23 protein-coding genes and 1 other RNA gene are annotated in these 24,316 nt (G+C 50.3%); 1 reads left to right on the forward strand and 23 read right to left on the reverse strand.

Annotated features, from left to right (window positions below; all coding sequences use genetic code 11):
• The 20 genes from JRI95_06695 to JRI95_06790 all read right to left on the reverse strand — a co-directional run bounded on the left by JRI95_06695 (position 1) and on the right by JRI95_06790 (position 18,864).
• Positions 1-393: a lytic transglycosylase domain-containing protein gene (locus tag JRI95_06695; GenBank protein ID MBW2061239.1), complete on the reverse strand. Its 393-nt coding sequence runs from the start codon at positions 391-393 to the stop codon at positions 1-3.
• A 199-nt stretch (positions 394-592) separates the two neighbouring features.
• Positions 593-1,240, reverse strand: coding sequence for a fructose-6-phosphate aldolase (gene fsa / locus JRI95_06700; protein ID MBW2061240.1), 648 nt, complete (start codon positions 1,238-1,240; stop codon positions 593-595).
• Positions 1,241-1,260: 20 nt separating this feature from the next.
• The gene (locus tag JRI95_06705; protein MBW2061241.1) at positions 1,261-1,542 is read right to left on the reverse strand and encodes a YHS domain-containing protein; all 282 of its coding nucleotides are present in this window, start codon (positions 1,540-1,542) and stop codon (positions 1,261-1,263) included.
• Entirely contained in the window at positions 1,539-2,036 is a 498-nt protein-coding gene (folK, locus tag JRI95_06710; protein MBW2061242.1) for a 2-amino-4-hydroxy-6-hydroxymethyldihydropteridine diphosphokinase, read from the reverse strand. The genes JRI95_06705 and folK overlap by 4 nt, the downstream gene beginning before the upstream one ends.
• Positions 2,030-3,199, reverse strand: coding sequence for an LL-diaminopimelate aminotransferase (locus JRI95_06715; GenBank protein ID MBW2061243.1), 1,170 nt, complete (start codon positions 3,197-3,199; stop codon positions 2,030-2,032). Before JRI95_06715 ends, folK begins: the two co-directional genes overlap by 7 nt.
• 95 nt (positions 3,200-3,294) lie before the next feature.
• Positions 3,295-4,056 (reverse strand): fumarylacetoacetate hydrolase family protein, encoded by a 762-nt coding sequence (locus JRI95_06720; protein MBW2061244.1) that lies wholly within the window; start codon positions 4,054-4,056, stop codon positions 3,295-3,297.
• Between the two features lie 40 nt (positions 4,057-4,096).
• Positions 4,097-4,972 (reverse strand): 4-hydroxy-tetrahydrodipicolinate synthase, encoded by an 876-nt coding sequence (locus tag JRI95_06725; protein MBW2061245.1) that lies wholly within the window; start codon positions 4,970-4,972, stop codon positions 4,097-4,099.
• A 17-nt stretch (positions 4,973-4,989) separates the two neighbouring features.
• The gene (locus tag JRI95_06730) at positions 4,990-5,817 is read right to left on the reverse strand and encodes a diaminopimelate epimerase (GenBank protein MBW2061246.1); all 828 of its coding nucleotides are present in this window, start codon (positions 5,815-5,817) and stop codon (positions 4,990-4,992) included.
• Between the two features lie 3 nt (positions 5,818-5,820).
• Positions 5,821-7,086, reverse strand: a complete 1,266-nt coding sequence (gene lysA / locus JRI95_06735) for a diaminopimelate decarboxylase (protein ID MBW2061247.1) — start codon at positions 7,084-7,086, stop codon at positions 5,821-5,823.
• Between the two features lie 36 nt (positions 7,087-7,122).
• Complete coding sequence (locus JRI95_06740) at positions 7,123-8,286, reverse strand: hypothetical protein (GenBank protein MBW2061248.1); 1,164 nt, start codon at positions 8,284-8,286, stop codon at positions 7,123-7,125.
• A complete protein-coding gene (argH, locus tag JRI95_06745; protein MBW2061249.1) occupies positions 8,204-9,589 on the reverse strand; it encodes an argininosuccinate lyase in 1,386 nt (461 codons plus the stop codon). Before argH ends, JRI95_06740 begins: the two co-directional genes overlap by 83 nt.
• Before the next feature lie 22 nt (positions 9,590-9,611).
• On the reverse strand, positions 9,612-10,814 hold the full coding sequence (locus JRI95_06750) for an argininosuccinate synthase (protein ID MBW2061250.1): 1,203 nt from the start codon (positions 10,812-10,814) through the stop codon (positions 9,612-9,614).
• Between the two features lie 20 nt (positions 10,815-10,834).
• A complete protein-coding gene (argF, locus tag JRI95_06755; GenBank protein MBW2061251.1) occupies positions 10,835-11,758 on the reverse strand; it encodes an ornithine carbamoyltransferase in 924 nt (307 codons plus the stop codon).
• Between the two features lie 2 nt (positions 11,759-11,760).
• Positions 11,761-12,969, reverse strand: coding sequence for an aspartate aminotransferase family protein (locus JRI95_06760; protein MBW2061252.1), 1,209 nt, complete (start codon positions 12,967-12,969; stop codon positions 11,761-11,763).
• 23 nt (positions 12,970-12,992) lie between these two features.
• A complete protein-coding gene (gene argB / locus JRI95_06765; GenBank protein ID MBW2061253.1) occupies positions 12,993-13,892 on the reverse strand; it encodes an acetylglutamate kinase in 900 nt (299 codons plus the stop codon).
• Positions 13,889-15,274 (reverse strand): ATP-dependent protease ATPase subunit HslU, encoded by a 1,386-nt coding sequence (gene hslU, locus JRI95_06770; GenBank protein ID MBW2061254.1) that lies wholly within the window; start codon positions 15,272-15,274, stop codon positions 13,889-13,891. The genes argB and hslU overlap by 4 nt, the downstream gene beginning before the upstream one ends.
• Positions 15,275-15,291: 17 nt before the next feature.
• On the reverse strand, positions 15,292-15,834 hold the full coding sequence (gene hslV / locus JRI95_06775; GenBank protein ID MBW2061255.1) for an ATP-dependent protease subunit HslV: 543 nt from the start codon (positions 15,832-15,834) through the stop codon (positions 15,292-15,294).
• Entirely contained in the window at positions 15,824-16,789 is a 966-nt protein-coding gene (locus tag JRI95_06780; GenBank protein ID MBW2061256.1) for a tyrosine recombinase XerC, read from the reverse strand. Before JRI95_06780 ends, hslV begins: the two co-directional genes overlap by 11 nt.
• A gap of 291 nt (positions 16,790-17,080) precedes the next feature.
• Positions 17,081-17,764, reverse strand: coding sequence for a (d)CMP kinase (locus tag JRI95_06785; protein ID MBW2061257.1), 684 nt, complete (start codon positions 17,762-17,764; stop codon positions 17,081-17,083).
• 5 nt (positions 17,765-17,769) lie between these two features.
• Entirely contained in the window at positions 17,770-18,864 is a 1,095-nt protein-coding gene (locus JRI95_06790; protein MBW2061258.1) for a histidinol-phosphate transaminase, read from the reverse strand.
• 503 nt (positions 18,865-19,367) lie between these two features.
• Between JRI95_06790 and JRI95_06795 the strand changes: the two genes are divergently transcribed.
• A complete protein-coding gene (locus tag JRI95_06795) occupies positions 19,368-20,570 on the forward strand; it encodes an NAD(P)/FAD-dependent oxidoreductase (GenBank protein ID MBW2061259.1) in 1,203 nt (400 codons plus the stop codon).
• Positions 20,571-20,670: 100 nt separating this feature from the next.
• On the opposite strand, the gene ffs is transcribed toward JRI95_06795, so the two are convergent.
• From ffs to JRI95_06810, 3 genes are all read right to left on the reverse strand, one after another.
• Positions 20,671-20,929: signal recognition particle sRNA large type (gene ffs, locus JRI95_06800), an RNA gene on the reverse strand.
• A 296-nt stretch (positions 20,930-21,225) separates the two neighbouring features.
• The gene (locus JRI95_06805) at positions 21,226-22,227 is read right to left on the reverse strand and encodes a 4Fe-4S binding protein (GenBank protein ID MBW2061260.1); all 1,002 of its coding nucleotides are present in this window, start codon (positions 22,225-22,227) and stop codon (positions 21,226-21,228) included.
• A gap of 182 nt (positions 22,228-22,409) precedes the next feature.
• A complete protein-coding gene (locus tag JRI95_06810) occupies positions 22,410-24,281 on the reverse strand; it encodes a LysM peptidoglycan-binding domain-containing protein (GenBank protein MBW2061261.1) in 1,872 nt (623 codons plus the stop codon).
• Between the last annotated feature and the right edge of the window lie 35 nt (positions 24,282-24,316).

Below are 24,316 nucleotides of genomic sequence, written 5' to 3' on the forward strand. Positions count from 1 at the left end.
TCATTCATTTTTTTTAAAAACCTGATAGTACTTCATAACCTTCTGAATATAATACCTGGTTTCACGTACAGGGGGTATTTTCTTACCCCTAATAATGTTTTGAGGACCTAAATTATATGCTGCCAGCGCCAGCTTGAGATTTCCTTTATACCGATCCAGGAGGCGACGTAAATACCTGCTTCCGCCAAAAATATTTTCCTGAATGTTGTAAGAATCTTTAACCTTCAATTCAGCCGCGGTTTTTGGCATGAGCTGCATCAAGCCCTTGGCGCCGGCCAAGGAGACGGCAAAGGGGTCAAAGGACGATTCAGCTTTAATGATCGCTTTAATCAAGGCTGGGTCTAAATGAAAGGCCTTGGCCGCAGCATTAACGTGTTTCTGAATTTGCGCCATATTAACTCGATAAATTTTTGCGCTGACTTGGCCCCGGCTCCCATAAACGCGACAGAGCCGATAACGTGAATCCGTTGGGGCGTCGGTAAAATGTATCACCCCCCGAGAGTCCTTGTAGGAGTAAACGTTTATAGCCAGACATATGCATGGCGCCATGGCTAAAACCACAGCCCCTGTCCACGTGAGCAGGAGATTTCTTTTAATTACTTTTTGCTTTTTCCCAATCATCAAGGAACCGCTTCAGCCCGATATCTGTTAAAGGATGTTGGCTTAATTGTTTGATGACTTTAAATGGGATGGTCGCGATATCCGCATCCAGCAGGGCTGCCTCAAGCACATGGCCTGGATGGCGAATACTTGCAACGATGATTTCGGTTTCAAAACCATAGTTACCGAAGATCGTTACAATTTGTTCGACCAGGTCCATACCCACGGTCGAGATGTCATCCAGCCGCCCGATAAAAGGGCTGACATAAGATGCCCCAGCTTTAGCGGCCAGCAAAGCTTGGGTCGCTGAAAAGACCAGGGTGACATTGATCTTGATCCCTTCCTGCGATAAGGCCTTGGTGGCCTTTATTCCTTCGGTTGTTATCGGAATTTTAACCACAACATTAGGGTGGATTTTGGATAGCTCCCGGGCTTCTTTAATCATCTCATCAACTTCAAGACCGAGCACCTCAGCACTGACCGGACCGTCCACTATCTCGCATATTTCCTTGATCCTGGTCCTGTAATCAGCTTTTTCTTTAGCGATCAAGGACGGGTTGGTCGTGACTCCATCTACAAGGCCCATACTGACAGCTTCCTTGATCTCATCCACGTTAGCCGTATCCAGAAAGAATTTCATAACTCACTCCTATGTGTACTTTATTTCTGTGCCTTTAGGAACTCTTCTTTGCAATCTTCGCTGCAGAAATAAAAGGTCTGCCCATTAACCGTATTAGCAACCGCCTCAGATCGAGGCAGGTAGACTCCGCAATGGGGGTCTTGCACCAGCAGATCATTACCATATGCATTATTCCTGATATTGTTGGGCTTGGATCGGACCCCCTGAGTCTCTGATCGAGGACGGGGCCGGATCAGGCCCTTAAGTACTCGATAAATGAGATAAAAGAGAAGTATTATGAGAACCCAGCGCAAATAGATCATACCCGGATCGCCTCCTGGCCTTCTTTTGACAATTGATTCAACATCTCTCCTGGGGTTAGCTTTAAGACAGGATGCACCCATTTCGGGGCTATCTCTGCTAAAGGCAGCAGCACAAATCGGCGCTGACTCAGATGTGGGTGTGGAATTTGAAGATCCTTTTCCTCAATAACCTCCTGCCCCAAAAAAAGAACGTCCAGATCAATCAAACGCGGCTCCCACTTCTCCTTTCTGACCCGGCCCATCTCCTGTTCAATCCTCAGTATCTCCTGTAATAATTGGCGAGGCCTCAGCTTTGTATCAAGAAGAACGGCCGCGTTAAGAAACCAGTCCTGATCAGTTCGGCCCAGAGGCTGTGTCAAGTAGTAATGAGACACCTTCAACACCGTCGTCTCACTCAGAGAGCCTAGTTTATCCAGAGCGGTCTCAAGGTTCTTCTCACGGTCTCCCAGATTTGAACCCAGTCCGAGAGCAGTTGATGTTAAGGAGGCTATAATTTCAGCGTTCCGATTCGGCTCACCGCTTCCTGAAGCCGATCTTCTTCCTTGGTCAAGGCAAACCGGACATAACCCTCACCCGCCGGACCAAAACCATAGCCCGGGGTGCAGACGACGCCGGTTTCTTCAAGAAGCCTGGTGGTAAAACTTGCAGAGGTATAGCCATTTGGCACCTTGACCCACAGATAAAAGGTGGCCAGGGGTATACGCACCGAAAGCCCAAAATCCCTCAGCCCTGCGGCCAGCACATCCCGCCGCCGGGCATACATTCTTCGCATTTCTGCCACAGAGCTTTGGTCTCCTTGAAGGGCCTCGATTCCGGCAAATTGCACCGCCTGAAAAACACCGGAGTCTACGTTTTCTTTAACCCGGGCCAGTCCCTGTACCACCTCAGACCGGCCCGCCACCCATCCAATGCGCCAGCCGGTCATGTTATAGGTTTTGGAAAGGGAATGAAATTCAAGGCCGACTTCCAAGGCTCCCGCGGCCTGGAGAAAGCTGGGAGATTCATGCCCGTCAAAGCAAATTTCAGAATAAGCTGCGTCATTTACGGCAATGATCTTATGTGCTTTGGCAAATTCCACCACCTCGTTGTAAAAATCCAGGCTGGCGTCGGCTGCGGTCGGGTTGTTGGGATAGTTGACAAACATCATCTTAGCCCTTTTAGCCACATCCAACGGGATAGCCGAAAAGTCGGGTAAAAAACCGTTTTCCTCCTTCAGAGGCATGTAATAGGGAAGGCCGCTGGCAAAGATGGTCCCGATCTTGTAAACCGGGTAGGCCGGGTCAGGCACCAGGACCGTATCTCCGGGATTGACAAAAGACAGCGGGATATGGGCGATGCCTTCTTTAGAACCGATAAGAGTCAAAATTTCGTTGTCTGGATCAAGACTCACTTTAAAACGGCGCTTGTACCAATCAGCCACAGCTTGTCGAAAGTCATTCATGCCGCTGTAAGCAGGGTACTGGTGGTTGGCTCCATCCCTGGCGGCTTGATTGAGTCGAGTGATGATATGGTCTGGAGTGGGACGATCCGGATCACCGATTCCGAGGTTAATGATGTCCATGCCTTTATCCAGACATTCTTGTTTTTTCCGGTCAATTTCTGCAAATAGATAGGGCGGTAGCGCTTTCAGGCGCTGCGCTTCTTCAACCTCGAACATTTCTTTTTCTCTCCTAATCCATCAGTACCGTAAGCCTGAGTTGGTTCGCTGATTGAAATCCATGAATATTGCGACCATCACTTTATTCCCGGAACCTAACAAATTACCGGGTTAATCAGGCTGCCCACCCCCTGAATCCTGACTTCTATTGTATCACCTTCAGTCAGTGGTCCGACCCCTGAAGGTGTGCCCGTAGCGATGACGTCTCCTGGTTCCAGGGTCATAACCGAGCTGATATATTCAATCAATGTTCTGATATCAAAAACCAGCTGGCTAGTGCTTGAGGCCTGTTTTTGTTCGCCGTTCAACCAGGCTTCAATAGCCAGGTCTGAGGGATCAAGGTCGGTTTCGATAGCTGGCCCCAGTGGGCAGAAGGTATCAAAACCTTTGGCGCGAGTCCACTGCCCATCTTTTTGCTGTAAATCCCGAGCTGTAACATCATTTAAACAGGTGTAACCCAGAACATAATCCAAGGCCTCAAACGCAGGAACATGATTGGCTTTCCGGCCCATGACCACGGCCAGTTCTGCTTCGTAATCCACTCTCTTGCTTTGAGAGGGGCAAATAATGGGTGCGCCGGGACCGATGACAGATGAAGCCGGTTTTAAAAACAAGAGGGGCTCTTCAGGCAATTCGCTATTGAATTCAGATGCATGATCTTTATAATTGAGTCCCAGGCAGACAATCTTGGTCGGGCTGCACGGCGCTTCAAGGATAACCTGTCGCTGGCCAAAGGCTCTGCCGGTTCTTTCATAGAGCCCAAAGATATCTCCCGCAAGCTCCAAGATGCTTTCCTGCTCGACCAGCCCCGCCCTGACATCAGCTTCATCTTTTGGTTTGAAACGGACTAACCTCATCTCCCGCTCCGTTTAGACAGCCAAGTTCAACCTTTATAGCTCAGTTTAGAAGGCTGTAGTCAGCAAGGACTTTTTTCAATTTTTTCGTGTTCTCCTCACCCATGGGATACAGTGGCAATCGCATCTCCGGATTAATCATCCCCATAAATCCTAAAGCCATCTTGACCGGAATCGGATTTGTTTCCAGGAAGAGGGCCCGAAAGATAGGTTGTAAATGTAAAAAAATTTCACGGGATCGGGCCAGGTCGCCTTCCCGGAAGGCCGAAATCATATTAGATATTTCTTTGGGGACGACATTAGAAGCCACAGAGATAACGCCTTTCCCGCCCACAGCCATTACAGGCAGGATTAAGGGATCGTCTCCTGAGATGAGATCGAAGTCCTCCCCGCACAGTTCGACTATCTGCGTCATCTGGATCAGATCGCCTGAAGACTCCTTGACGCCAACGATATTATCAATCTTAGCCAGCCGAGCCACGGTGCCGGGCAGCATATTGACGCCAGTCCGGCTCGGGATATTATACATAATGATTGGCAGAGAAACAGCCTCGGCCACAGCCTTGAAATGCTGGTAAATGCCTTCCTGGGTCGGCTTGTTATAATAAGGCAGGATCATCAGAGCGCCGTCGGCCCCAGCCTCCTGAACATGCCGTGTCAATTCAATGGCTTCTATGGTGTTGTTTGATCCGCTCCCGGCCACAACCGGAATTCGGCCATCCACCTCTTTGATCACAAACTCCACCACACGCTTATGTTCATCATGAGAAAGTGTGGCTGACTCACCGGTGGTCCCACAGGGAATAATGGCTTGCGTGCCATTTTCGATCTGGAAATTGATTAAGCGCCGAAAGGCATCCTCATCAACCTGACCATTGGAAAATGGGGTGACAATAGCCACCATAGCTCCGCCAAACATTTTACCCTCCTTTTTTACTAAATTAAGGCATCCGGCCCTATTTGGCCATGACAAACGACCCTGACCGGGCCCTCTAAAAATATATTTTCAAAACCGTCTTGGGTTTGCGTGAAATATATAATTAACTCCTCGCCCCCTCTGGTCATGATCCTGGTCGGGGAATCCACCCAGCCATGAAGCGCCGCTAAGAGCCCGACCGCAATACAGCCTGTACCGCAAGCCATGGTCTCATCTTCCACACCGCGTTCATAAGTCCGATTGGAAATATAATGCCGGTCAAGTACCTGGGCAAAGTTTACATTGGTCCCGGCCGGTTCAAAAAGAGGATGGAAACGGATAGCTCGTCCCAGCTCTTTTACTGAGGCAGTTTCAACATCACCGAGAAAGATCACTCCATGAGGGACACCTGTGTTCAGGCTGGAAAGAGTCACTGTTTGGCCATTTACCTCAAGCGTATATCCTAACCGGGGGTCTTTTGGCGGTGTCAACTCAACCTTGACGGTCTCAGCATTAACCTCGGCTCGAATAACTCCGGCCAGGGTTAGAAAGCTCATTTTAGCCGGAGCAATCCCCATCATATAAGCGAAACGGGCGGCGCATCGGCTGCCATTGCCGCACATCTCCGGCTCGCTTCCGTCGGAGTTAAAGAATCGCCATGCAAAATCCACTTCAGGCGGTCCATTTTCGATGAAGATCATCCCGTCCGCTCCGATACTCAAGCGGCGACGGCAAACGGCCCTGACCAGGGGCGCCATGCCTTCATCCTTAACCTGCTTTTTTCGATTATCCACCAGGATGAAGTCGTTGCCATGGCCGCTCATCTTATAAAATTCAAGGCCTTCCATGGATCAGGCTCCTTTGAGAAGAAAATCAGGAATCTCTTCACCCCGAGTCAGGTCTTCATAGCTTTCTCGCGCACGAATAATGAAATACTCATGCCCGCGCACGAGCACTTCCGCCGGTCTGGGTCTGGAATTGTAATTCGAGCTCATGACATAACTGTAAGCGCCTGCGCTCATAACGGCCATGAGTTCTCCGGGCGCGAAAACAGGCAGGTCACGGTTGAGAGCCAGAAAATCGCCGCTTTCACAGATCGGCCCGACCACGTCAGCAATGATTTGAGGGCGGTCGTTCAGGACCACCGGCTGGATGGCGTGGAAAGAATCATAAAGACTGGGTCGAATAAGGTCGTTCATGGCCGCATCAACAATAATAAAGTTTTTTTCAGGACCGGGTTTGGTGTACAGAACACGGCAGAGTAAAATGCCCGCGTTACCAACCAGGACGCGGCCCGGTTCCAAAATCAGGGTCAGGTCGCACCCAGCTAAGGCCTCCCGGATCGCTCTGGCATATTCATCGGGTTCCGGCGGCGTTTCGTCATTATAAGTAACACCAAGACCGCCACCAAGGTCAAGATATGTCAGCTCAATCCCCAACTCCTTTAATCGGTCCAGCAGCACCAGAAGCCGAGTCACGGAATCAGTAAACGGGCCGACTTCCGTCAATTGTGAGCCTATATGGCAGTCGAGGCCCTTGACTTCAATCCCCGGTAAAGTCCTGGCCCGGCAGTATTCCGAAAGAGCCTGATTAAAATGAATCCCGAATTTCTGTTCTCTAAGCCCGGTAGTGATATAAGGGTGCGTCTTGGGATCAATGTCAGGGTTGATCCTGAGCGCTACTGGCGCCTGTTTTTCCATCTCCTGAGCTAGCTCGTTGATCAGCGTCAGCTCCTGGGATGATTCCACATTTAACATTAAAATATCTGCTTTGAGCGCGTTGGTAATCTCCTCCCTTGTCTTTCCCACCCCTGAAAAGACAATCCTTTCCGGAGGCACGCCCGCCTTTAGCGCGCGGAAGAGCTCACCGCCGGAGACAATATCCGCACCGGCCCCCAGGTTGGAAAACAGACGAAGCAGGCTGAGATTGGAACTTGATTTGACCGAATAGCAGGTCAGGTGAGGGTGCTCATCAAAGGCCCGGTCAAAGGCGAAGAAGTGTCTGGTAAGGGTGGCGTGGCTGTATACATAGGTCGGAGTGCCCACCTCCTCGGCCAAGTCCGTCAGAGGCAGGTCTTCACAATATAGTTCTCCATTTTTATAATTAAAGTGATGCATAATGTTTTATCTTTAACAGCCAGAAATAAATCTTTCCTAAGGTTGAAATGTGATGGTCAGCTCCTGCCCCGGCTCGCTTTCATTAGCTGCTTCAGAGTTATCCACGGTCGTAACCTGATAATAATAAAGACGACCGCGTTTGACTGTCTGGTCAAGAAAGGCTGGTTCGCGGATGAGCACTTCATGAAGCCGCTTAAACCGGTCTTCATTTTCAGCCCGCCGATAGACGCGATAACCGGCCAGATCTGTGGCCTCGACCGCCTGCCATTTCAGACTGATTCCAGCCCTGATCGAAGCGCCTTCCAACTTAACAGGGGGCGGTGGTGGTGTCAAGTCAACCGGAATGGCCGCGACTGCGGGCGTGGAAGAACTTTCGATCCAGGTTCCATGCCAGCGGCGAAGCGCTCTAATCTTATAGTAGTAAGTCTGGCCGTTCTTGACCTGCCTGTCTTCAAAGACGGTCCGGTTCCAAGGTTGGTCGGCATTCAATTTAACCCATGAGCCTTGGCCTGTGCGGCGATAGATATTGTAACCGGCCAGGTCTTTCAGGGGCTGGCCGTTAATAAGGCGATCCGGCGGCGGCCAGGTGAGGATGACGAGCTGATCGTCGGTCTTAAACTTAATTGCATCAGGTGGTCGGCTCGGACTGTCATAATAAATGGTCAGGGACCGAAACTGGGTCTTATCGTACCGGCCCTTAGGATCGTGAGCAAAGATTCGATAATGGTAAACATGTCCTGGAGATAACCTATCTTTGAATGCGTATGCCCCGGTCCAGATTTCCTTGGATCGTTCTGATTTTCTGGCCTTGATTTGAATACGACGGGTGTAAGTGACCGGACAGCCGGGGCAGAAGCCGGGCTTGAGCCGATTTTCGCTCCGGTCCAGGTAAAAGCCGCCAATTTTTTTCAGCGGTGTACTCAGTCTGTTTTTTGTCGGCGCCTTAAAGTTGATTACTAATAGTCCATCTTCATTAAAATGATACTTTAAGGCTGAGATGCTGGTTGGTAAAAAATAACGGGCTGGCTGGGGCGGAGCCTTGACGCCGCAAGCAAATCCCACGACCATAATCATGACCGTGGATAACTTAAGCATGCTTAATCTTTTCACTGCCAGATTACGAACCAAGCTCTTCCAAGGCTTGCTTAAGAGCAGCCTTGACCTGCTCAGGGGCGGTTCCACCTGGTGAAACCCTGGCATTTAGTGAAGCCTCCAAAGTCAGCTCCTTCTTAACGCCTGAACCTGCCCCTGGACAGAGTTTAATTAGTTCACTCTCATCAAGGTCCACCAGGCTCAAATTATTTTCCAGACAGTAGCGGACCAGCTTTCCGACCTGTTCGTGGGCCTGGCGAAAGGGTATCCCCTGTTTAACCAGATAGTCAGCCAGATCTGTGGCCGTAATGAAGGGGTCTTCCGCTGCGGAGCGCATCTTTTCGGCCTTGAAGACCAAACGCGAAACCAGGCGAGCCATAAGCGGAAGTATCTGGGTCAGCGTCTCGGTCGTGTCAAAGAGGGGTTCTTTATCTTCCTGCAAATCCCGGTTATAGGAAAGCGGCAGGCCCTTCATGACTGTGAGGAGCCCCATCAGGTTCCCATAAACACGGCCGGTCTTCGCTCGAATTAATTCAGGGACATCCGGATTTTTTTTCTGAGGCATGATTGATGATCCGGTGCATAAATCATCAGGCAGGTCAATGAACCCAAACTCTGAGGTGGCCCAAAGAATCAGGTCCTCGGACAGCCTGGAAAGGTGCATCATCAGGATGGCTGCCACGGCTAAGAATTCGATGATGTAATCCCGGTCTGAGACGCCATCCAGGCTGTTGGTCACCACCTGGGCAAAATTGAGCTCACGGGCCACGAATGCCATGTCAATGGGAAGCCCGGTCCCGGCCAGGGCCGCGCTCCCCAGTGGCATGATATCCACCCGCGGATACAAGTCCTTAAAGCGCGTCATGTCTCTTTTAAGCATCTCGTTGTAAGCCAGGAGGTGGTGAGCCAGTAAAATGGGTTGAGCCCGCTGAAGGTGAGTGTATCCAGGCATGACTAAGTCCTGGCAGGCCTGGCCCTGACGAACCAGGGCCACCCGCAGGTCTTTGATTCCGTCACCAATAATACGCAGGGTATCCTTAAGATAAAGTCGGGTATCTAAGGCAACCTGATCGTTGCGGCTGCGGGCGGTGTGGAGCTTTTCTCCTTTCGCGCCAATCTTATCCACAAGGGCCTGCTCGATATTCATGTGAACATCTTCGAGCTTGGGGTCCCAGGTAAACTTACCTGCTTCTATTTCGGCCTTGATCTCTTCAAGGCCTTTGATAATCAGCTCGGCCTCAGTCTGGGTCAGCAGGTCCACCTTTTCCAGCATCCGGGCGTGAGCAATGCTGCCGGCGATGTCATACGGATAAAGCTTGTAATCAAAATGAACTGAGGCTGAAAACGACTCCAAAAGATCGTCCGTAGCCCGGGTGAACCGGCCGCCCCAGGGTTTCGCCCCTGTTTTCATCTCGTCAGTCATCTTGTTTTTCTTAACCTCTAAGGAGGCGGTTGATTTTGAGTCTGAGGCCGTTTAAGCGGATGAAGCCCTCGGCGTCTTTCTGGTTGTAAACCATATCCTCTTCAAAGGTGGCAAAACCAGTGTGGTAAAGAGAGCGATCAGAACGACGACCGGCCACGATGCAGTTGCCTTTGTAAAGCTTCATTCTGACGGTTCCGGTGACTTCTTCTTGAGTCGAATCAATTAAGGCCTGAAGGGCCTTCATCTCCGGGGAGAACCAAAAGCCATTGTAAACCAGTTCTGCATATTGAGGGATAAGATTATCCTTCATGTGCATCACCTCTCGGTCAAGAGTAATGGATTCCAGGGCCCGGTGAGCTGCATGAAGGATGGTTCCGCCCGGCGTCTCATACACCCCGCGTGACTTCATGCCCACAAAACGGTTCTCGACCATGTCCACCCGGCCGATGCCATTCTGACCGCCCAGCTCATTCAGTTTGGCTAAAAGACTAGCCGGGGAGAGCTTTACCTCGTCCAGGGCGTAAGGCACACCGGCTTGGAAATCAATTTCAATATAGGTTGGTTTATCCGGAGCTTTTTCCGGTGAAACAGACATGAGGAACATGGATTCATCCGGCTCGACCCAGGGGTCTTCCAGGACCCCGCCTTCAAAGCTGACGTGCAAAAGGTTTCGATCGCTGCTGTAAGGTTTCTCCTCAGTGACCGGGACCGGGATTTCGTATTTTTGAGCGAATTTAATCAGGTCAGATCGGGACTTGAAGTCCCAAACACGCCAGGGCGCAATAATGGTTAAAGAAGGCATGAGGGCCATATACGTCAGTTCGAAGCGAATCTGGTCATTACCTTTGCCTGTGGCTCCGTGAGCGACCCCATCAGCTTTTTCCATGCGGGCGATCTCCACCTGACGTCTGGCGATTAACGGCCGGGCGAGGGAAGTGCCCAGGAGGTAAGCGCCTTCATAGACCGCGTTGGCCTTGAGGGCGGGAAAGACATAGTCCCGCACAAATTCTTCCTTAAGGTCGTCCACATAGACCTTGCTGGCGCCGGTGGCCCGGGCCTTCTGCTCAAGGCCGCTGAGCTCCTGGTCGCCTTGCCCCAGATCCGCGGCAAAGGCGATCACTTCAGCCCCGTATTCTTCACACAGCCACTTTAAAATAACGGACGTATCCAGACCCCCGGAATAGGCCAGTACGATCTTATCTGCTTTTTTCAATTTAATTACCTCCGGATACTTCAGTCCAGTTGACCCAGGATTAAAAATTTAAGCAGGGCCTTCTGGACATGAAGCTTGTTTTCTGCCTGCTCAAAGACCACGGACCGGGGGCCTTCCAGGACTTCTGCTGTAATCTCTTCGCCTAGATGGGCTGGCAGACAGTGCAAGACCACGGCCTCTGGCTCAGCATAAGATAAAAGCTCATTATTGACCTGATACATTTGAAAGACCTCGGCTCTCGCCTCGGCTTCGTCCTCCTGCCCCATGCTGGCCCAGACGTCCGTGTTGATGGCTTCTGCCTTTCTGACCGCTTCTTGCGGATCGCGGGTCAGGGTTATCGTTTTGCTTGATTTTGATCTAGCTTCCTCTAAAATTTCAGGCCTGGGGTCATAACCCTGGGGCACGGCCAAGGCAAGCTCGAAACCCATGAGCGCGGCGGCGTTGATCCAGGAATTGGCCATGTTGTTACCGTCTCCAATCCAGGCCACTTTCAGATTGTCGAGTTTCCCTCTTTTTTCCCAGATGGTAAACATGTCGGACAGGACCTGGCAGGGGTGATACATGTCGGTCAGGGCGTTAACAATCGGTACGGTCGCATAGCTGGCCATCTCTTCCAGTTCGGCCTGATCATAGGTTCGAATGATTAGGGCGTCCAGGTATGAGGAGAGGACCCTGGCCGAGTGAGATATGGGCTCGTTTCTGGCGAACTGGGTTTCAGAACGGTGCAGAAAGACGACCGAGCCTCCAAGTTTATAGACTCCAGCTTCAAAAGAAACCCTGGTTCGGGTCGAGGGCTTGTCAAAGAGCATGCCGACCGTCCGGTGGGCGAGAGGGGCGGTATGACGATGGTCGGCCCTCTCTGCCTTCAGCCTGGCGGCCTCGGTAAATAATGATAGAACCTCAGATCGCTCTAAATCGTTAATGGTGAGGAAATGTCTTTTCATGATTACTTCTTGTTGCGGGCGGCCGCAGCCGCCAGTGTTTCTTCCAAAGCTGGCATTAACAGGTCCACCTCAGCCTCGGTAATAATCAGAGGCGGCAGGAAACGCAAAACCTTCTCCTGAAGGCAGTTGATCAGGAAACCTTTTTTGGTAAGCTCGGCTACGATATCGGCCCCGGGAAACCCCAGCTCCATGCCTAATATCAGCCCCTGACCCCTTACTTCCTTGATATAGTCGCATCTTGCAGCGAGGTCAGAAAGGCGAGCCTTAAAATAGGCGCCCACTCTTTTTACCTGGTCCAGAAAACCAGGCGCGAGCATCGTTTCCATAACCTTTAAAGCCGCCACCGTAACCAGGGGCGTGCCTCCAAAGGTTGAGGCATGGGTGCCCGGACCAAAGGCCAGGGCTACTTCATCACGGGCTAGGGTGGCGCCAATGGGCAGCCCATTGGCCAGGGCCTTAGCCAGAGTCATAATATCTGGCTCCACGCCATAAAGCTGGTGGGCAAATAGCACTCCGGTCCGACCCATTCCGACCTGAACTTCATCAAACACGAGCAAAACGTCACGGGACCGACAGAGTTCAGCCAGGCCGGACAGATAATTTTTTTGAGCCTCATGAACCCCGCCTTCCCCCTGAATGGGCTCGATCATAACGGCACAGGTCTCTTTGGTTAGGGCCTTTTCAAGGGCCGCCAAATCGTTGTAAGGGAGATAGGTGAAGCCTTCGGCCAGAGGCTCGAAGCCACGATGTTTGTCGGGCTGAGCCGTGGCCGCGAGTGTGGTCATGGTTCGACCGTGAAAGGAATTTTCCATAGTCAATATCTGGTGACGGCCCGGACCATATTTGTCAAAAGAGTACTTTCTAACGAGCTTGATCGCCGCTTCATTGGCCTCGGCCCCGCTGTTTGAAAAAAAGACCCGATCAGCGAAACAATTGTCAGTCAAGACTTTGGCCAGTTTGACCTGCGGTTCAGTGTAGTAGAGGTTGGAAACGTGAATCAGGGTTCGGGCCTGCCGCGCCACGGCGTCAGCCAGTATTGAATTTGAATGCCCCAGGCTGGTTACGGCCAGCCCGGATACGAAATCGAGATACTCATTACCTTCAGGATCATAGACCTTAGCTCCCTGACCCCGCACCAGGGCCAGATCGTACCGGCCGTATGTCTTCATGAGAACTTTATCAGCCAATGTTTTAATCTCTTCAGAATTCATTTTCAGTGCAACTCTCCAAAACTTTAAACTATTTCAGTACCAACTCCATGATCGGTAAAGATTTCCAGAAGCAATACATGAGGTTTACGGCCATCCAGGATGTGGGCTTTGCGCGCTCCCCCGGCCAGGCCTTCGGCACAGCAGGCCAGTTTAGGCAGCATCCCTCCAGAAATGACTCCTTCCTCCTCCAAGGTCTTGATCTGGTCAACTTTGATGGAGCTTATAATCCGGCCATCCTGATCAATGACCCCCTCCACGTCGCTAAGCAGGATCAGCTTTTCTGCGGACAGGGCCGCCGCCACTCGGCCGGCGACCAGATCGGCGTTAATATTGTAAGTTTCTCCTTCAGCGCCTACACCAATCGGGGCGATGACCGGGATAAAATTTCCCTTTTTCAGGACTTCAAGAATTTCCTGATCTATGGATTCCACCTGCCCGACATGACCAATGTCAATGATTTCAGGCGGCCGCTCGTCATGCTTCTGGGTAATCTGCATCTTACTGGCTCTGATCAGAGCGGCATCCTTGCCAGACAGTCCTACCGCTCGCCCTCCATGCTGATTGATGAGGCTTACGATTTCTTTGTTAATACTCCCGCCCAGAACCATTTCGACCACATTCATGGTCTTGCCATCAGTCACGCGCATTCCAGCGACAAAGGTGGATTCGATGTTCATCAGTTTGAGGACCTGGCCGATCTGAGGGCCTCCGCCATGCACGATAACAGGATTCAACCCAATATATTTAAGTAAAACAATATCTTGGGCAAAACTATGCTTGAGGGCCGTATCTTCCATGGCGTGTCCGCCGTACTTGACGACAATGGTCTTGTCGGCAAAACGACGAATATAAGGCAGGGCCTCAATTAAAACCTGGGCTCGATCTTTATTTGACAAAGAGGATTTTGTGGCTTCATCTGTCATAGTATATACCGGCTAAGATCAATGTTAACTATCACATCGGCTAGCTTTTCCCTGACATAATCGGCATCAATCTTTACCTGGGTGACGTCTAGGTCAGGAGCATCAAAGGAGATCTCGTCCAGGAGCCGTTCCATAACTGTATGCAGCCTGCGAGCGCCAATATTTTCGGTCTGCGCGTTAACCGTAAAAGCAATTTCCGCAATCTCTGCGACTGAATCTTCAGTAAAGCTCAGCTTAACGCCCTCCGTGTCCAGAAGGGCCTGATACTGGGTGATCAAGGCGTTTTCAGGTTCGGTCAGGATTCGAATAAAATCATTCTTACTCAAGGAATTCAGCTCAACGCGAATGGGGAATCGGCCTTGCATCTCCGGGATCAAATCCGAAGGCTTGCTGACGTTGAAGGCGCCGGAGGCGATGAACAGGATATGGTCTGTTTTAGTCATGCCGTACTTGGTCGTAACTGTTGAGCCTTCGACTAAAGGCAGCAGGTCTCGCTGAACGCCTTCTCGCGAGACATCTGGTCCATGCGTTTGCCCTCGGGCGGCGATCTTATCTATTTCATCAAGGAAGATAATCCCGGATTGTTCCACGCGGTGGATTGCGATTTCCACCACTTTGTCCATGTCAATCAATCGTTGAGCCTCTTCCTGTGCCAGTTGCTTGATGGCTTCCCGAACCCGCATCTTGCGCTGTTTAGTTTTTGTGGGAAAGATGTTGCCAAACATATCTTTTAGGTTGACATCCATTTCTTCCAGGCCGAGGTTGCTAAAGATCTCGACTACAGGGCGCGCGGTGTCCGTAACCTCCACGTCCACGAAACGTTCATCCAGTTTTCCTTCCCTGAGCAGGCGGCGCAACTTCTCGCGAGTGGCGTTATGCTGGTCATCAGGGAACTCCTGCCCGGTTCGGACCACCTCAAGAGAGCCTTCCCAGGTGGTGGCTTCCCCCTGTTTTTCTTGACTCAAGCTACGAGGCAGAAGGATATCCAGGAGCCTCTCCTCCGCGATCTCATCGGCGCGGCCCTCAACTTTTTTTCGTTCTTCGGCGCGAACCATATTGACAGCCAGCTCGGTCAGGTCCCGAATCATGGACTCCACGTCTCGACCCACATAGCCGACCTCGGTGAATTTCGAGGCCTCGACCTTAAGGAAAGGCGACTGGGCCATGCGGGCTAAACGCCGGGCTATTTCAGTCTTACCCACGCCGGTCGGACCGATCATGATAATATTTTTTGGGGCGATTTCATCTCGCAGTTCCTCGGGGACCTGCTGCCGACGCCAGCGGTTGCGGAGGGCAATGGCTACAGCCCGTTTGGCCTCGTTTTGGCCGATAATAAAACGATCCAGCTCAGCTACGATCTCTTTCGGTGTCAGTTGCTCTATTTTTTCAGCCAAAGTCACTAGAGCTCCTCGATTGTGAAATACTCATTAGTATAGACACAGATCCCGGCGGCGATACGCATGGCTTCTTCCACGATTTCTCGGGCTGTAAGATCTGCATACTTTACCAGGGCGCGAGCAGCGGCCAAGGCAAAAGGGCCGCCCGAACCAATGGCTGTTAAACCGTCGTCAGGTTCGATCACATCGCCCGTACCCGAAATGATGAGGGAGTGATCCTTATCCGCAGTCACCAGAAGGGCTTCAAGGCGGCGCAGACTCTTGTCTGTGCGCCAGTCCTTGGCCAGCTCCACGGCGCTGCGAACCAGATTACCCTGATACTGCTCCAGTTTGTTCTCAAAGCGCTCAAACAACGTGAAGGCGTCAGCGCTCGCACCGGCAAATCCAGCCAGGACCTTGTCATGAAACATGCGGCGAATCTTGCTGGCCTCCTGCTTCATGATCGTTTCATTAAAGGTCACCTGACCGTCTCCGGCAATGGCTACCTGTCCCTTATGTCTCACGGCCAGGATGGTTGTCGCTCTGATCGTTACTTCATTTTTCATGCTGTTTCGTCCCTTGTCTCTCAGTCCCCGGTTTTCTGGCTCGAGGATGGGCGGAGTCGTAAACTTTCATAAGATAGTCCATGTTCGTATGAGCATAAATCTGGGTCGTAGACAGGCTTACGTGCCCCAGTAATTCCTGAATGACCCGAATATCGGCCCCGGCTTCGAGCAAGTGGGTGGCAAAGGTATGCCGAAGTGAATGAGGCGAGAGGCCTTTCTCCAGGCTCACCTGGCAGATATAACCTTCAAAACGTCGGCGTAGAACCCGGTCATTGAGTCTTCCGCCACGCCTGCCTAAAAAAAGAGCAGAGCTCTCCTTAGACTCCCCAGAAGCGTTCAACTCGGGTCGAACGGACAAATAATCCCGTAAGGCCCTGATGGCTCGGCTTCCCACCGGAAGGATGCGTTCTTTACCGCCCTTGCCCATGACCCGCGCCAAGCCCTGCTTTAGATCCAGGTCGTCCAGGTCCAGATTAACCAGCTCTGCGACACGCAGGCCCGAGGAATAAAGGAGTTCCAGGGCGGCACGATCACGGGCGCCTTCGGGTGCGCTGGTATCCGGTGCTTCCATCAAGGCAAACGCCTCATCTATATTCAGGAATCCGGGTTGTTTCTTTTGTTGGCGAGGCGACATGACCTCCATGGCCGGATTAACCGTAAGACGCCCCTCACGAATCATAAATCTGAAAAAAGTTCTCAGGCTCGATAGCTTGCGCGCCAGGGAGGCGTTCTTGTTTTTTTTATGCAGATAAAAGAGAAAAGCGCGGACTTCGGCTTTAGTGACCTCCTCCAGGGTATGCACGCCTCGATTCTTGGCCGCAAAGCGGAAGAATTCCCGCACATCCCTGAGGTAGGCTTTAACAGTGTTTTCCGCCCGTCCGCTGATGATCGTCAGATAATTTGAAAATTCTGTTACTAATGATTCGTTGAGTGTCTGAACCACACCATACTCCATTGAAACAACATTAACAAAATTAAATACTGTAACAAAATAATGGGAAAAGGCAATAAAATTTTACAATTTTTGGGCGAGACTTGATACAGAATAGGACGTCCGGGTAAAAGAAATTGTGCTTGAATTGACCGCGAAAATAAGCTTTTAATTCGCAGGGCCACAATATCACTCTACCGGGAAGAGGTAATGAAGGCCATTGCTCATTAAATATACAAGAATAATTCTTCTATGTTTTTGAGTGCATTCAGACTCAAGCAGAAAAATATGCCTTCAGCCTTTGTGATTAATGGGTTAAGGACTTTTCCATTTTTGATGGATAATCTGAATCATCTGATTTTTGATCTCGTCAATTCCCAGGTTGGTCGAGTCAATTATGATGGCGTCTTTAGCCGGACGCAGTGGCGATAGAGCCCGGGAGGAGTCCGCCTCATCTCTTTCGATCATCTCTTTTTCTACCTGCTCAAGGTTAGCGATTGCACCATTAAGGAGAAGTTCTTTGTATCTCCTGCGGGCTCTTTCTTGAGGAGACGCGTTGAGAAAAAATTTAACGCCAGCTTGCGGGAAGACCACGGTTCCCATATCCCGGCCCTCGGCCACCAGGCGGCTTGCCTTCCCAATTTTTCTTTGCAAGTCTACCATGGCTCGTCGAACAATCGCCAGGGCTGAAACAGCTGAAGCTAGAGCACTAATTCTGGGCTCTCGGATCTCAGCGGTTACCTCCTGGCCGTGGAGGAAAATACGGGTTGTTCGGGGTCCGGGCTTTACGGTGAGGTCCAGGTCGGCGAGTACTTCGCTCAGGCCGTGCTCGTCGGTTATATCCCTACCATTTTTTTCTGCGGCCAAGGCCACCGCTCGATACATGGCGCCGGTGTCCAGGTAAGTCCAGTTTAAGGTTTGGGCCAGTGCTTGAGCCATAGTGCTCTTGCCTGCGCCCGCCGGTCCGTCAATGGTGATGATTTTCTTTTGTGACGCCATTTAGATTAAAGACCCATGACCTCCTTAAATGCCTTGATAAAGCGTTCGTTTTCCTCGGGCAAACCCACGCTCAGCCGGATGGTCTGCTTGAGGCCATAGCTTTCCATAGGCCGGACGATAATCCCTTTTTTAAGGAGGAGGTCACAAACCTCACGGCTCGGCTTGTTCAGTTCAAAGAGAAAAAAATTGGTCTGGCTTTGATGGTACTTCACTCCCAGTTTGTCCAACTCAGCCCAGAGATAATCCAGACCTGACCAGGTCATGTTTCGGGTTTTCTGGTAAAAATCCTTATCCTCGAGCGCGGCTATAGCTCCAATCTGGGCCAGAGAATTCACATTAAAAGGCTGACGTATACGATCAAGGTAGGTGATCAGTTCGGCGGGTCCAAGTCCATAACCGAGGCGAAGGCCGGCTAGACCATAAGCCTTGGAAAAAGTGCGCAAGAATATGACCGGCCGGTCGCCATAGATCCACTCGTTGGGCTCGACAAGCTCCGCATTGCGGACAAAATCGCGATAAGCTTCATCCAGGACCAGAACGGTCACGTTAGGCAGGTCTGTCAGAAAAGACTTCAGGTCAGCAGCCGGAAGTAGGGAGCCAGAAGGGTTGTTCGGGTTATCCAGGAAGATCAGCCTCGTTTCGTCATCCATGGCCGCACGAATCCCAGTTAGGTCATGCTGAAGGTTTTTTAACGGGACCTTTACCATCCGGCCGCTTGCTGCCTGAATTACCTTGGAATAGAACAGAAAGGTCGGGTCAGACATGGCAACCTTTTGACCGGGGCGCAGGAAGGCTCGCACCACCAGCTCAATGATTTCATCGGATCCATTACCCAGAATGATATTGACCGGGTCCATCTTCAGATGGTTGGACAGGACCTGTTTAAGCCGAGAGCCGCTGGCGTCCGGGTATCGGTGCACTTGAGGTAAGGCCGCGGTCAAGGCGGCCAAAGTCCGCGGTGAAGGTCCAAGAGAATTTTCATTGGAAGCCATCTTGACCACACCTGTTATACCCAGTTCATCCTCAACTTCCTCAATCGGTTTACCGGGCGGGTAGGGTTCCAACGATGCGATGTCTTTCGTGATAAGTGATTCAAACATGATCTTTTCCACAGGTTTCATTAACTCCGCCGGGGTCATCCCCTTGTGTGATTGTCAAACAGGCTCATTCTTTCTCGTAATCCGGTTACTTGATTTTTATCCAAGGACTTCCGGAAGATCAATGTGCTGACCGGCCTGGTTTTTCAACGATCTCGGAACTTGACAGTCCATTTCAGATTAAGCCAATCCCGAGTCTTAATAATTTTACATCTTGCCTGATTATAGAACTGCTGTCAATTTTCATACGATTAGTGAAGTATTTTTAAAGATTTAATAAATGAAACACCTTCCAGTTCTAATGGTCATCAGGTAAAAGCGAGATTATAATTTACTTTAAGTTATACACATATTATCTTAGAATTACGATATTATCAGTTTAATCCCTCTGGTTAATCAGCCCAACATTTCTTGGTTCTACTTGTATGCCCTATTATAAATTGATAAATTATTTAAAATCGCCGTGAAGTCCCAGGCGTAATCTTTGTTTTAACCGGGAGGTATAGATGAAAAAGTATGTCATTATTGGTAACGGAGTCGCTGGCGCTACTGCGGCCAAAAAGATCAGGGAGACTGACACACAAGGATCAATCACTATTTTCTCCAGCGAAGCCGAATCATTTTACTATCGCCCCCGCCTGCCAGATTTCATTGCCGGGAAGGCTGATCTGCCAAAATTTACCTTACAGGATTTTGACTGGTACGCTTCCCGACAGATAGATTTGCGATTGGGCGAAACGGTTACTGCGGTTGATACATCCAGCCGGGCGGTGCGGACTGAAAAGGGATCGGTAATCCAGTACGATGCCTTATTACTTGCCACAGGTGCAAGAAGTTTTATCCCGCCGATTTCGGGAACGGACAAAGGTGGAGTTTTTGCTTTACGGACAGTGGCCGATGCCCAAGCCATCAAGGCCCGTGCCAATGAGGTTCAAGAGGCGATTCTCATCGGCGGCGGCCTCCTGGGGCTGGAAGCCGGTTATGGTCTGTCACGACTGGGTCTCAAGGTAAATGTGGTTGAGTTTTTTGACCGGCTTTTACCTCGCCAGATGGATCAGGCGGGTGCTCAAAAACTTCTCCAGATATTAGAAAGTATGGGCTTTTCCTTTTATCTCGGCGCACGTGCCAAGGAAATTCTTGGGAATAAGATGGCGCATGGTCTGGCCCTAGAGGATGGCCGGACGCTGAATGGTGGCCTGATCCTCTTTTCTGCTGGGATTCGATCCAATCTCGATCTGGCCCGGCAGATGAATTTGAGTCTAGGCAAAGGTGTTAAGGTTGACGACCGACTCATGACCAGCCAGCAAGGCGTCTGGGCTGCTGGCGATCTGATCGAGCATGACGGGCGAATGTACGGTATCTGGCCGGCGGCTTTAACCCAGGGTGAGGTGGCTGGCACGAACATGGCCGGCGGCCAGGCCGTCTATCAGGGAACGCTCATGTCCAATTCACTCAAAGTAGTCGGCGTGGATTTAACTTCTGCCGGTGAAATAGACCCTGAAGGCAAGCTTCAGTCTACCGTCTATGAAACCGAAGGAGTGTATCGCAAAATTGTTGTGGATGGAGGCTGTATCGTGGGATACATTTTTTTTGGCCTTACCGATGGGATCAAGGAATGTCAGGTCGCTCTAAAGGAGAAAACGGATATCAGTTCGCTCCTTCAGGAGATGAAAAACAAGGATTTTGATTTTTCTCGACTGCTTTCATGAAGCCAACATTGGCCGTCTGAGTTTAGAGGGAAAACGGCCTTAATTTGAAATTAAAATAGGGGAACCTTCTTAAGGTAGCCCCCATTTTAATTCATCTTGACCGCGCACCCTTTGTCGAGCCGATCTTAAAAGGGCTTGACCTGACGCGAAATCAAGGCCCGAACATTCACGACACAAACCGCATCATTTACCGCTGCTTCCTTCCGGATCTGACGGGGTTCGTGACCGTCTGTTGCGTGAAGTCAGACCCTTTTCAACGTAAGGCTAGTTACCTTTTAAGTTAAGCCCTCGAAAAGGAATTCAACCCCGCGTAAGCGGATTTCGGGTTCAGGGCACCGCTAGCTCCCCGTCTAGCGCGGCCAAGATCAACGATGTATCATTGCGGTTTCGCCAGGTCGTTTTAATCTTGATCTGCGGCGTTCCTCAACCGCTTCATCAGTGATTTTTCATTATATTCGGAGTGGTTCAAAAATCAAGGCTGAATTTATCTGAACTTTTTCAAAAAATTAGAGGTTATCAGAAGCTGGTGGCCCGGAGGCCCATGTAATAATAGCTCAGTGCTTTATCGCTGTGTCAACGGCTCAAAATTTATGGGGAAAGTTCTGCACAAGGGTGGCGCTTCCCTGCTAGAAAATTTTCCCTCGCACTTAAAAATTTAAGCCGGAACAAATTCTTCCGATCTTGTTTCCTCCAAAGTCATAGCTCCACTGGGACAGGTTACAGCACAGAGACCGCATCCCATACAGAGATCAGCGTTGATCAGGGCCGTGTCATCTTCGCCTTCCATGGTAATGGCTTCAAAATGACATCTATCAAGGCATGTCTCACAGGCCGTGCACAGGTCAGCATCAACCACGGCTGTGAAGCGGCTGGGTGCGGTAAAATTTACAGGTGATGTTCTGGGGCCCGGCCAGTTGATGCAGCAATCCGAGCAGCAGTTACAGATAACATTACCTATGGCTTGTCTATTTCCAATGACGTGCACCAGGCCTTCCTCTTCACACATTTTTAGCATCTCGATGGCTTCTTCTGGGGTGAGTTTTCTACCTGTGCCACGTTGAAGAGCATAGTCAGCGGAGCGGTTCACCTGGATGCATACCTCAACCGGCTTTCCGCATTTGCCATCAACTGTGCGGCAGGTGCATTTCGTTACGGCCAGGTTTTCGGCATCCTGCACGATCTGCTTGACATCCTCAAAGGCAGCAATCCTGGCGTCCGGTTCGAGTACTATATTAACCGGTATGACCCTCACAACCGAGTTGGGGAGAGAGGATTCAAATCTTTTATGATGCTGCCTGAATTCAATGTCCATGTACTTCTTCCACAGGTCATAAAATTCTTGGGACACACCCTCTGTAAGGATCGTGGAGTCATGAAATTGAAATAGCTGTCTGACTCGATAATAACGGGTTGGGCCAGCTTTTTTGGACATGAAAATCAAGCCTTTTTTAAACAAAGGCTCCATCATTTTTTCGACATCATCTGTTGGAAGGCCGGCCTTTTCAGCAATCTCTTCCGCGGTCGCCGGAGGCGCCGCCGCAAGAATAACCTTGGCTTCATTTTCGTTCGCTAACATTTGAAAAATCTCAGGTATAATTTGAGAATCTCCCACTCCGATCGCCTCAGCCAATTGTTGATAAAGCGATGTTTCAGCCATCTGTAACTCCTCCTATTTTTTAAATGGAACAAACAAGCTGCAAAGGCAGTCAGCCGGCTGCCTTCATCTTTTTAAAACACTTATATGCTCACCTTTCAGGCTTTACATGTCAAGTTAAATTGTAATGGACGGTTTGAAAAAAAATCATCTAAGGTTGCAGTAGATCTTTTTCACAGGGATTATCAGAATTGCTCCAGTTTAATTTTTATGGATTTATTAATGAGAAACCGGATTGTACGAATGTTTTTTTTGGCCAGCAGAGGAAGAAGCTGGAGCGGTATCTCCAAGGGCGTAAGAAAAAGCGGCTCATCGCTGGTATTGACGATCAATCCGGGGATAGTAAACTCCACATTTCGATCGGATGGCCGCGGGGAAGCCTTAAGAACCAGACCCCATTTATGATCCTGTTCCACAGCGGAAAGGATCGTTCTAGCGGCGGCAATGGCATCCTCGTTAGGATGCAAAACAATGACCTTAGCACCTTGTTGTTCAAGTATTTGTGTTAAATCCTTAGAGAGGTCTTCCTGACGCACGAGGTAATCGGTACCATTCCGGCTAAAATAAAGTGGGATATGAACGCTCAGACTGAAATTCTTTTCAGTCTCAGCGTCTTTGATAACTGGAATGGAAAGATTGACCGTGAATTTTTGGCCCAGGAGTTCCAAAAGGGCCATGAGGAAGCTCATGGAATTTTTTGAAGTTATGGTCTCTAAAACCTTATCAGTCTGCTGAAGGGAAGCCAGGGGCTCAGGACCGATCAAATTGCCTTGGGGATAGAAATCAATAACTCTTACCTTCTGATCGGCCAGGTAAGCGGCAGCTTCGGGAAACGTACCCATTCGACGGGAAGAAAGCAGGTTGAGAACCACAGGCTGGTTCGCTGCCAGGTCTTCTTCCTGAGGGAAGATAATCCAGTCTGCTTCAAGCTTAATCTTGATTGTTTGGCTAATAATAACAGGCTGGCCTTTTTCATGGATCTTAGGGTAGTTGCATTCCTTGAAAAGGCGTTCCAGGAGTTCCTTCAGATTTTCGCGAGGTTTGGTCTGAAAGATAGTATATCCTGACCACTCCGCCCGAATCAGGCGGATCACCTGTTCGGGTAAACGCCGACCCAGGTCCAGGATGATGCGATGGCCATTGCGTAATTTAATGATAGGGAAGCTGGATGTATTCAGTGTCACCTGGCCACCGGATTTCAATGGTAAAAAATGCTGTCCGGTAGAAATGAACTGCTCGCCGATTCGAGTAAAGATAATGCCCAGTGCGGCCCGCGTCACCAGGGCCTCTGATTCAGGTAGCTTGGGCGGCGGAAGGGCGGCAACCTTTTCTTTCTTTGGTCTTGGCTGCGGCTTGGCCTCAGGTTTTTTGACAGTGACGGGCCGGGGGGGTTGCGGCTTTTTTTCCGGGGTTTTTAACTGAGCCGTTGCGGTTATTTTTTCCGGCGTTTTCTTGCGGGATTTTATCTGAACCGTTAAGGCCGCCTTCATTGAAGGGTTCAGAACGGGTATCTTGATGACCTGGCCAGGATAAATAAGATTTCTATTTTTAATTTGAGGATTCAGCTTCATGACCAGGTTCATGTATTCATTAAATATTAGCCTCTCTGGGATGCCTTCTCGGCGCAGATAAAGGACAAGCCTTTCTCCTTGCCTGACGCGCTGAAGCCGATACGGGATTTTGGTGTCCGGGCTGATTTGGGCCGTTTTTCGAGCCGGGGCTGGGGCAGGCTGTTCTTCTAAAGACCTCAACCCTTTGATTGGACCGATTGGGAGGATCAATTTCTGGCCTGGATAGATCTTGTTGGGGTCTTCTAGATCAGGATTAAGGGTTCTGATCAGATCCAGGATTTCTCTTTGGACAATCAGCTCTTTGACCACACCTCTTTGCTTGAGGATTTTAAGCACAAAATCATCTGGCTGGACAACATACTCATCACTGCTTACCTTCAAGCCCTTATAATCGCGAATAATAATTGTTTTCACTAAAGAAATCGTCGGGTCTTCCTGGGCAAAAGATGTGAAGGTGGCGGCCATACATGTTAGAATGCAGATCAACCCAATGATTATTCCTGATCCAGGCCTTTTCTTAA

Source organism: Deltaproteobacteria bacterium, from assembly GCA_019308995.1.
Lineage (GTDB): Bacteria > Desulfobacterota > Desulfarculia > Adiutricales > JAFDHD01 > JAFDHD01.

Coding starts and splice junctions, on each gene's coding strand:
- JRI95_06805 (MBW2061260.1), bottom strand. CDS start 22,227: ATGGCTGAAACATCGCTTTATCAACAATTGGCTGAGGCGATCGGAGTG.
- JRI95_06730 (MBW2061246.1), bottom strand. CDS start 5,817: ATGGAAGGCCTTGAATTTTATAAGATGAGCGGCCATGGCAACGACTTC.
- JRI95_06790 (MBW2061258.1), bottom strand. CDS start 18,864: ATGTTTGAATCACTTATCACGAAAGACATCGCATCGTTGGAACCCTAC.
- JRI95_06795 (MBW2061259.1), top strand. CDS start 19,368: ATGAAAAAGTATGTCATTATTGGTAACGGAGTCGCTGGCGCTACTGCG.
- JRI95_06705 (MBW2061241.1), bottom strand. CDS start 1,542: ATGATCTATTTGCGCTGGGTTCTCATAATACTTCTCTTTTATCTCATT.
- JRI95_06740 (MBW2061248.1), bottom strand. CDS start 8,286: ATGCCAGGGTTTCACCAGGTGGAACCGCCCCTGAGCAGGTCAAGGCTG.
- lysA (MBW2061247.1), bottom strand. CDS start 7,086: ATGCATCACTTTAATTATAAAAATGGAGAACTATATTGTGAAGACCTG.
- JRI95_06715 (MBW2061243.1), bottom strand. CDS start 3,199: ATGTTCGAGGTTGAAGAAGCGCAGCGCCTGAAAGCGCTACCGCCCTAT.
- argH (MBW2061249.1), bottom strand. CDS start 9,589: ATGAAAACAGGGGCGAAACCCTGGGGCGGCCGGTTCACCCGGGCTACG.
- JRI95_06725 (MBW2061245.1), bottom strand. CDS start 4,972: ATGTTTGGCGGAGCTATGGTGGCTATTGTCACCCCATTTTCCAATGGT.
- JRI95_06695 (MBW2061239.1), bottom strand. CDS start 393: ATGGCGCAAATTCAGAAACACGTTAATGCTGCGGCCAAGGCCTTTCAT.
- JRI95_06760 (MBW2061252.1), bottom strand. CDS start 12,969: ATGAATTCTGAAGAGATTAAAACATTGGCTGATAAAGTTCTCATGAAG.
- JRI95_06785 (MBW2061257.1), bottom strand. CDS start 17,764: ATGGCGTCACAAAAGAAAATCATCACCATTGACGGACCGGCGGGCGCA.
- fsa (MBW2061240.1), bottom strand. CDS start 1,240: ATGAAATTCTTTCTGGATACGGCTAACGTGGATGAGATCAAGGAAGCT.
- argF (MBW2061251.1), bottom strand. CDS start 11,758: ATGAAAAGACATTTCCTCACCATTAACGATTTAGAGCGATCTGAGGTT.
- JRI95_06720 (MBW2061244.1), bottom strand. CDS start 4,056: ATGAGGTTAGTCCGTTTCAAACCAAAAGATGAAGCTGATGTCAGGGCG.
- argB (MBW2061253.1), bottom strand. CDS start 13,892: ATGACAGATGAAGCCACAAAATCCTCTTTGTCAAATAAAGATCGAGCC.
- hslV (MBW2061255.1), bottom strand. CDS start 15,834: ATGAAAAATGAAGTAACGATCAGAGCGACAACCATCCTGGCCGTGAGA.
- JRI95_06780 (MBW2061256.1), bottom strand. CDS start 16,789: ATGGAGTATGGTGTGGTTCAGACACTCAACGAATCATTAGTAACAGAA.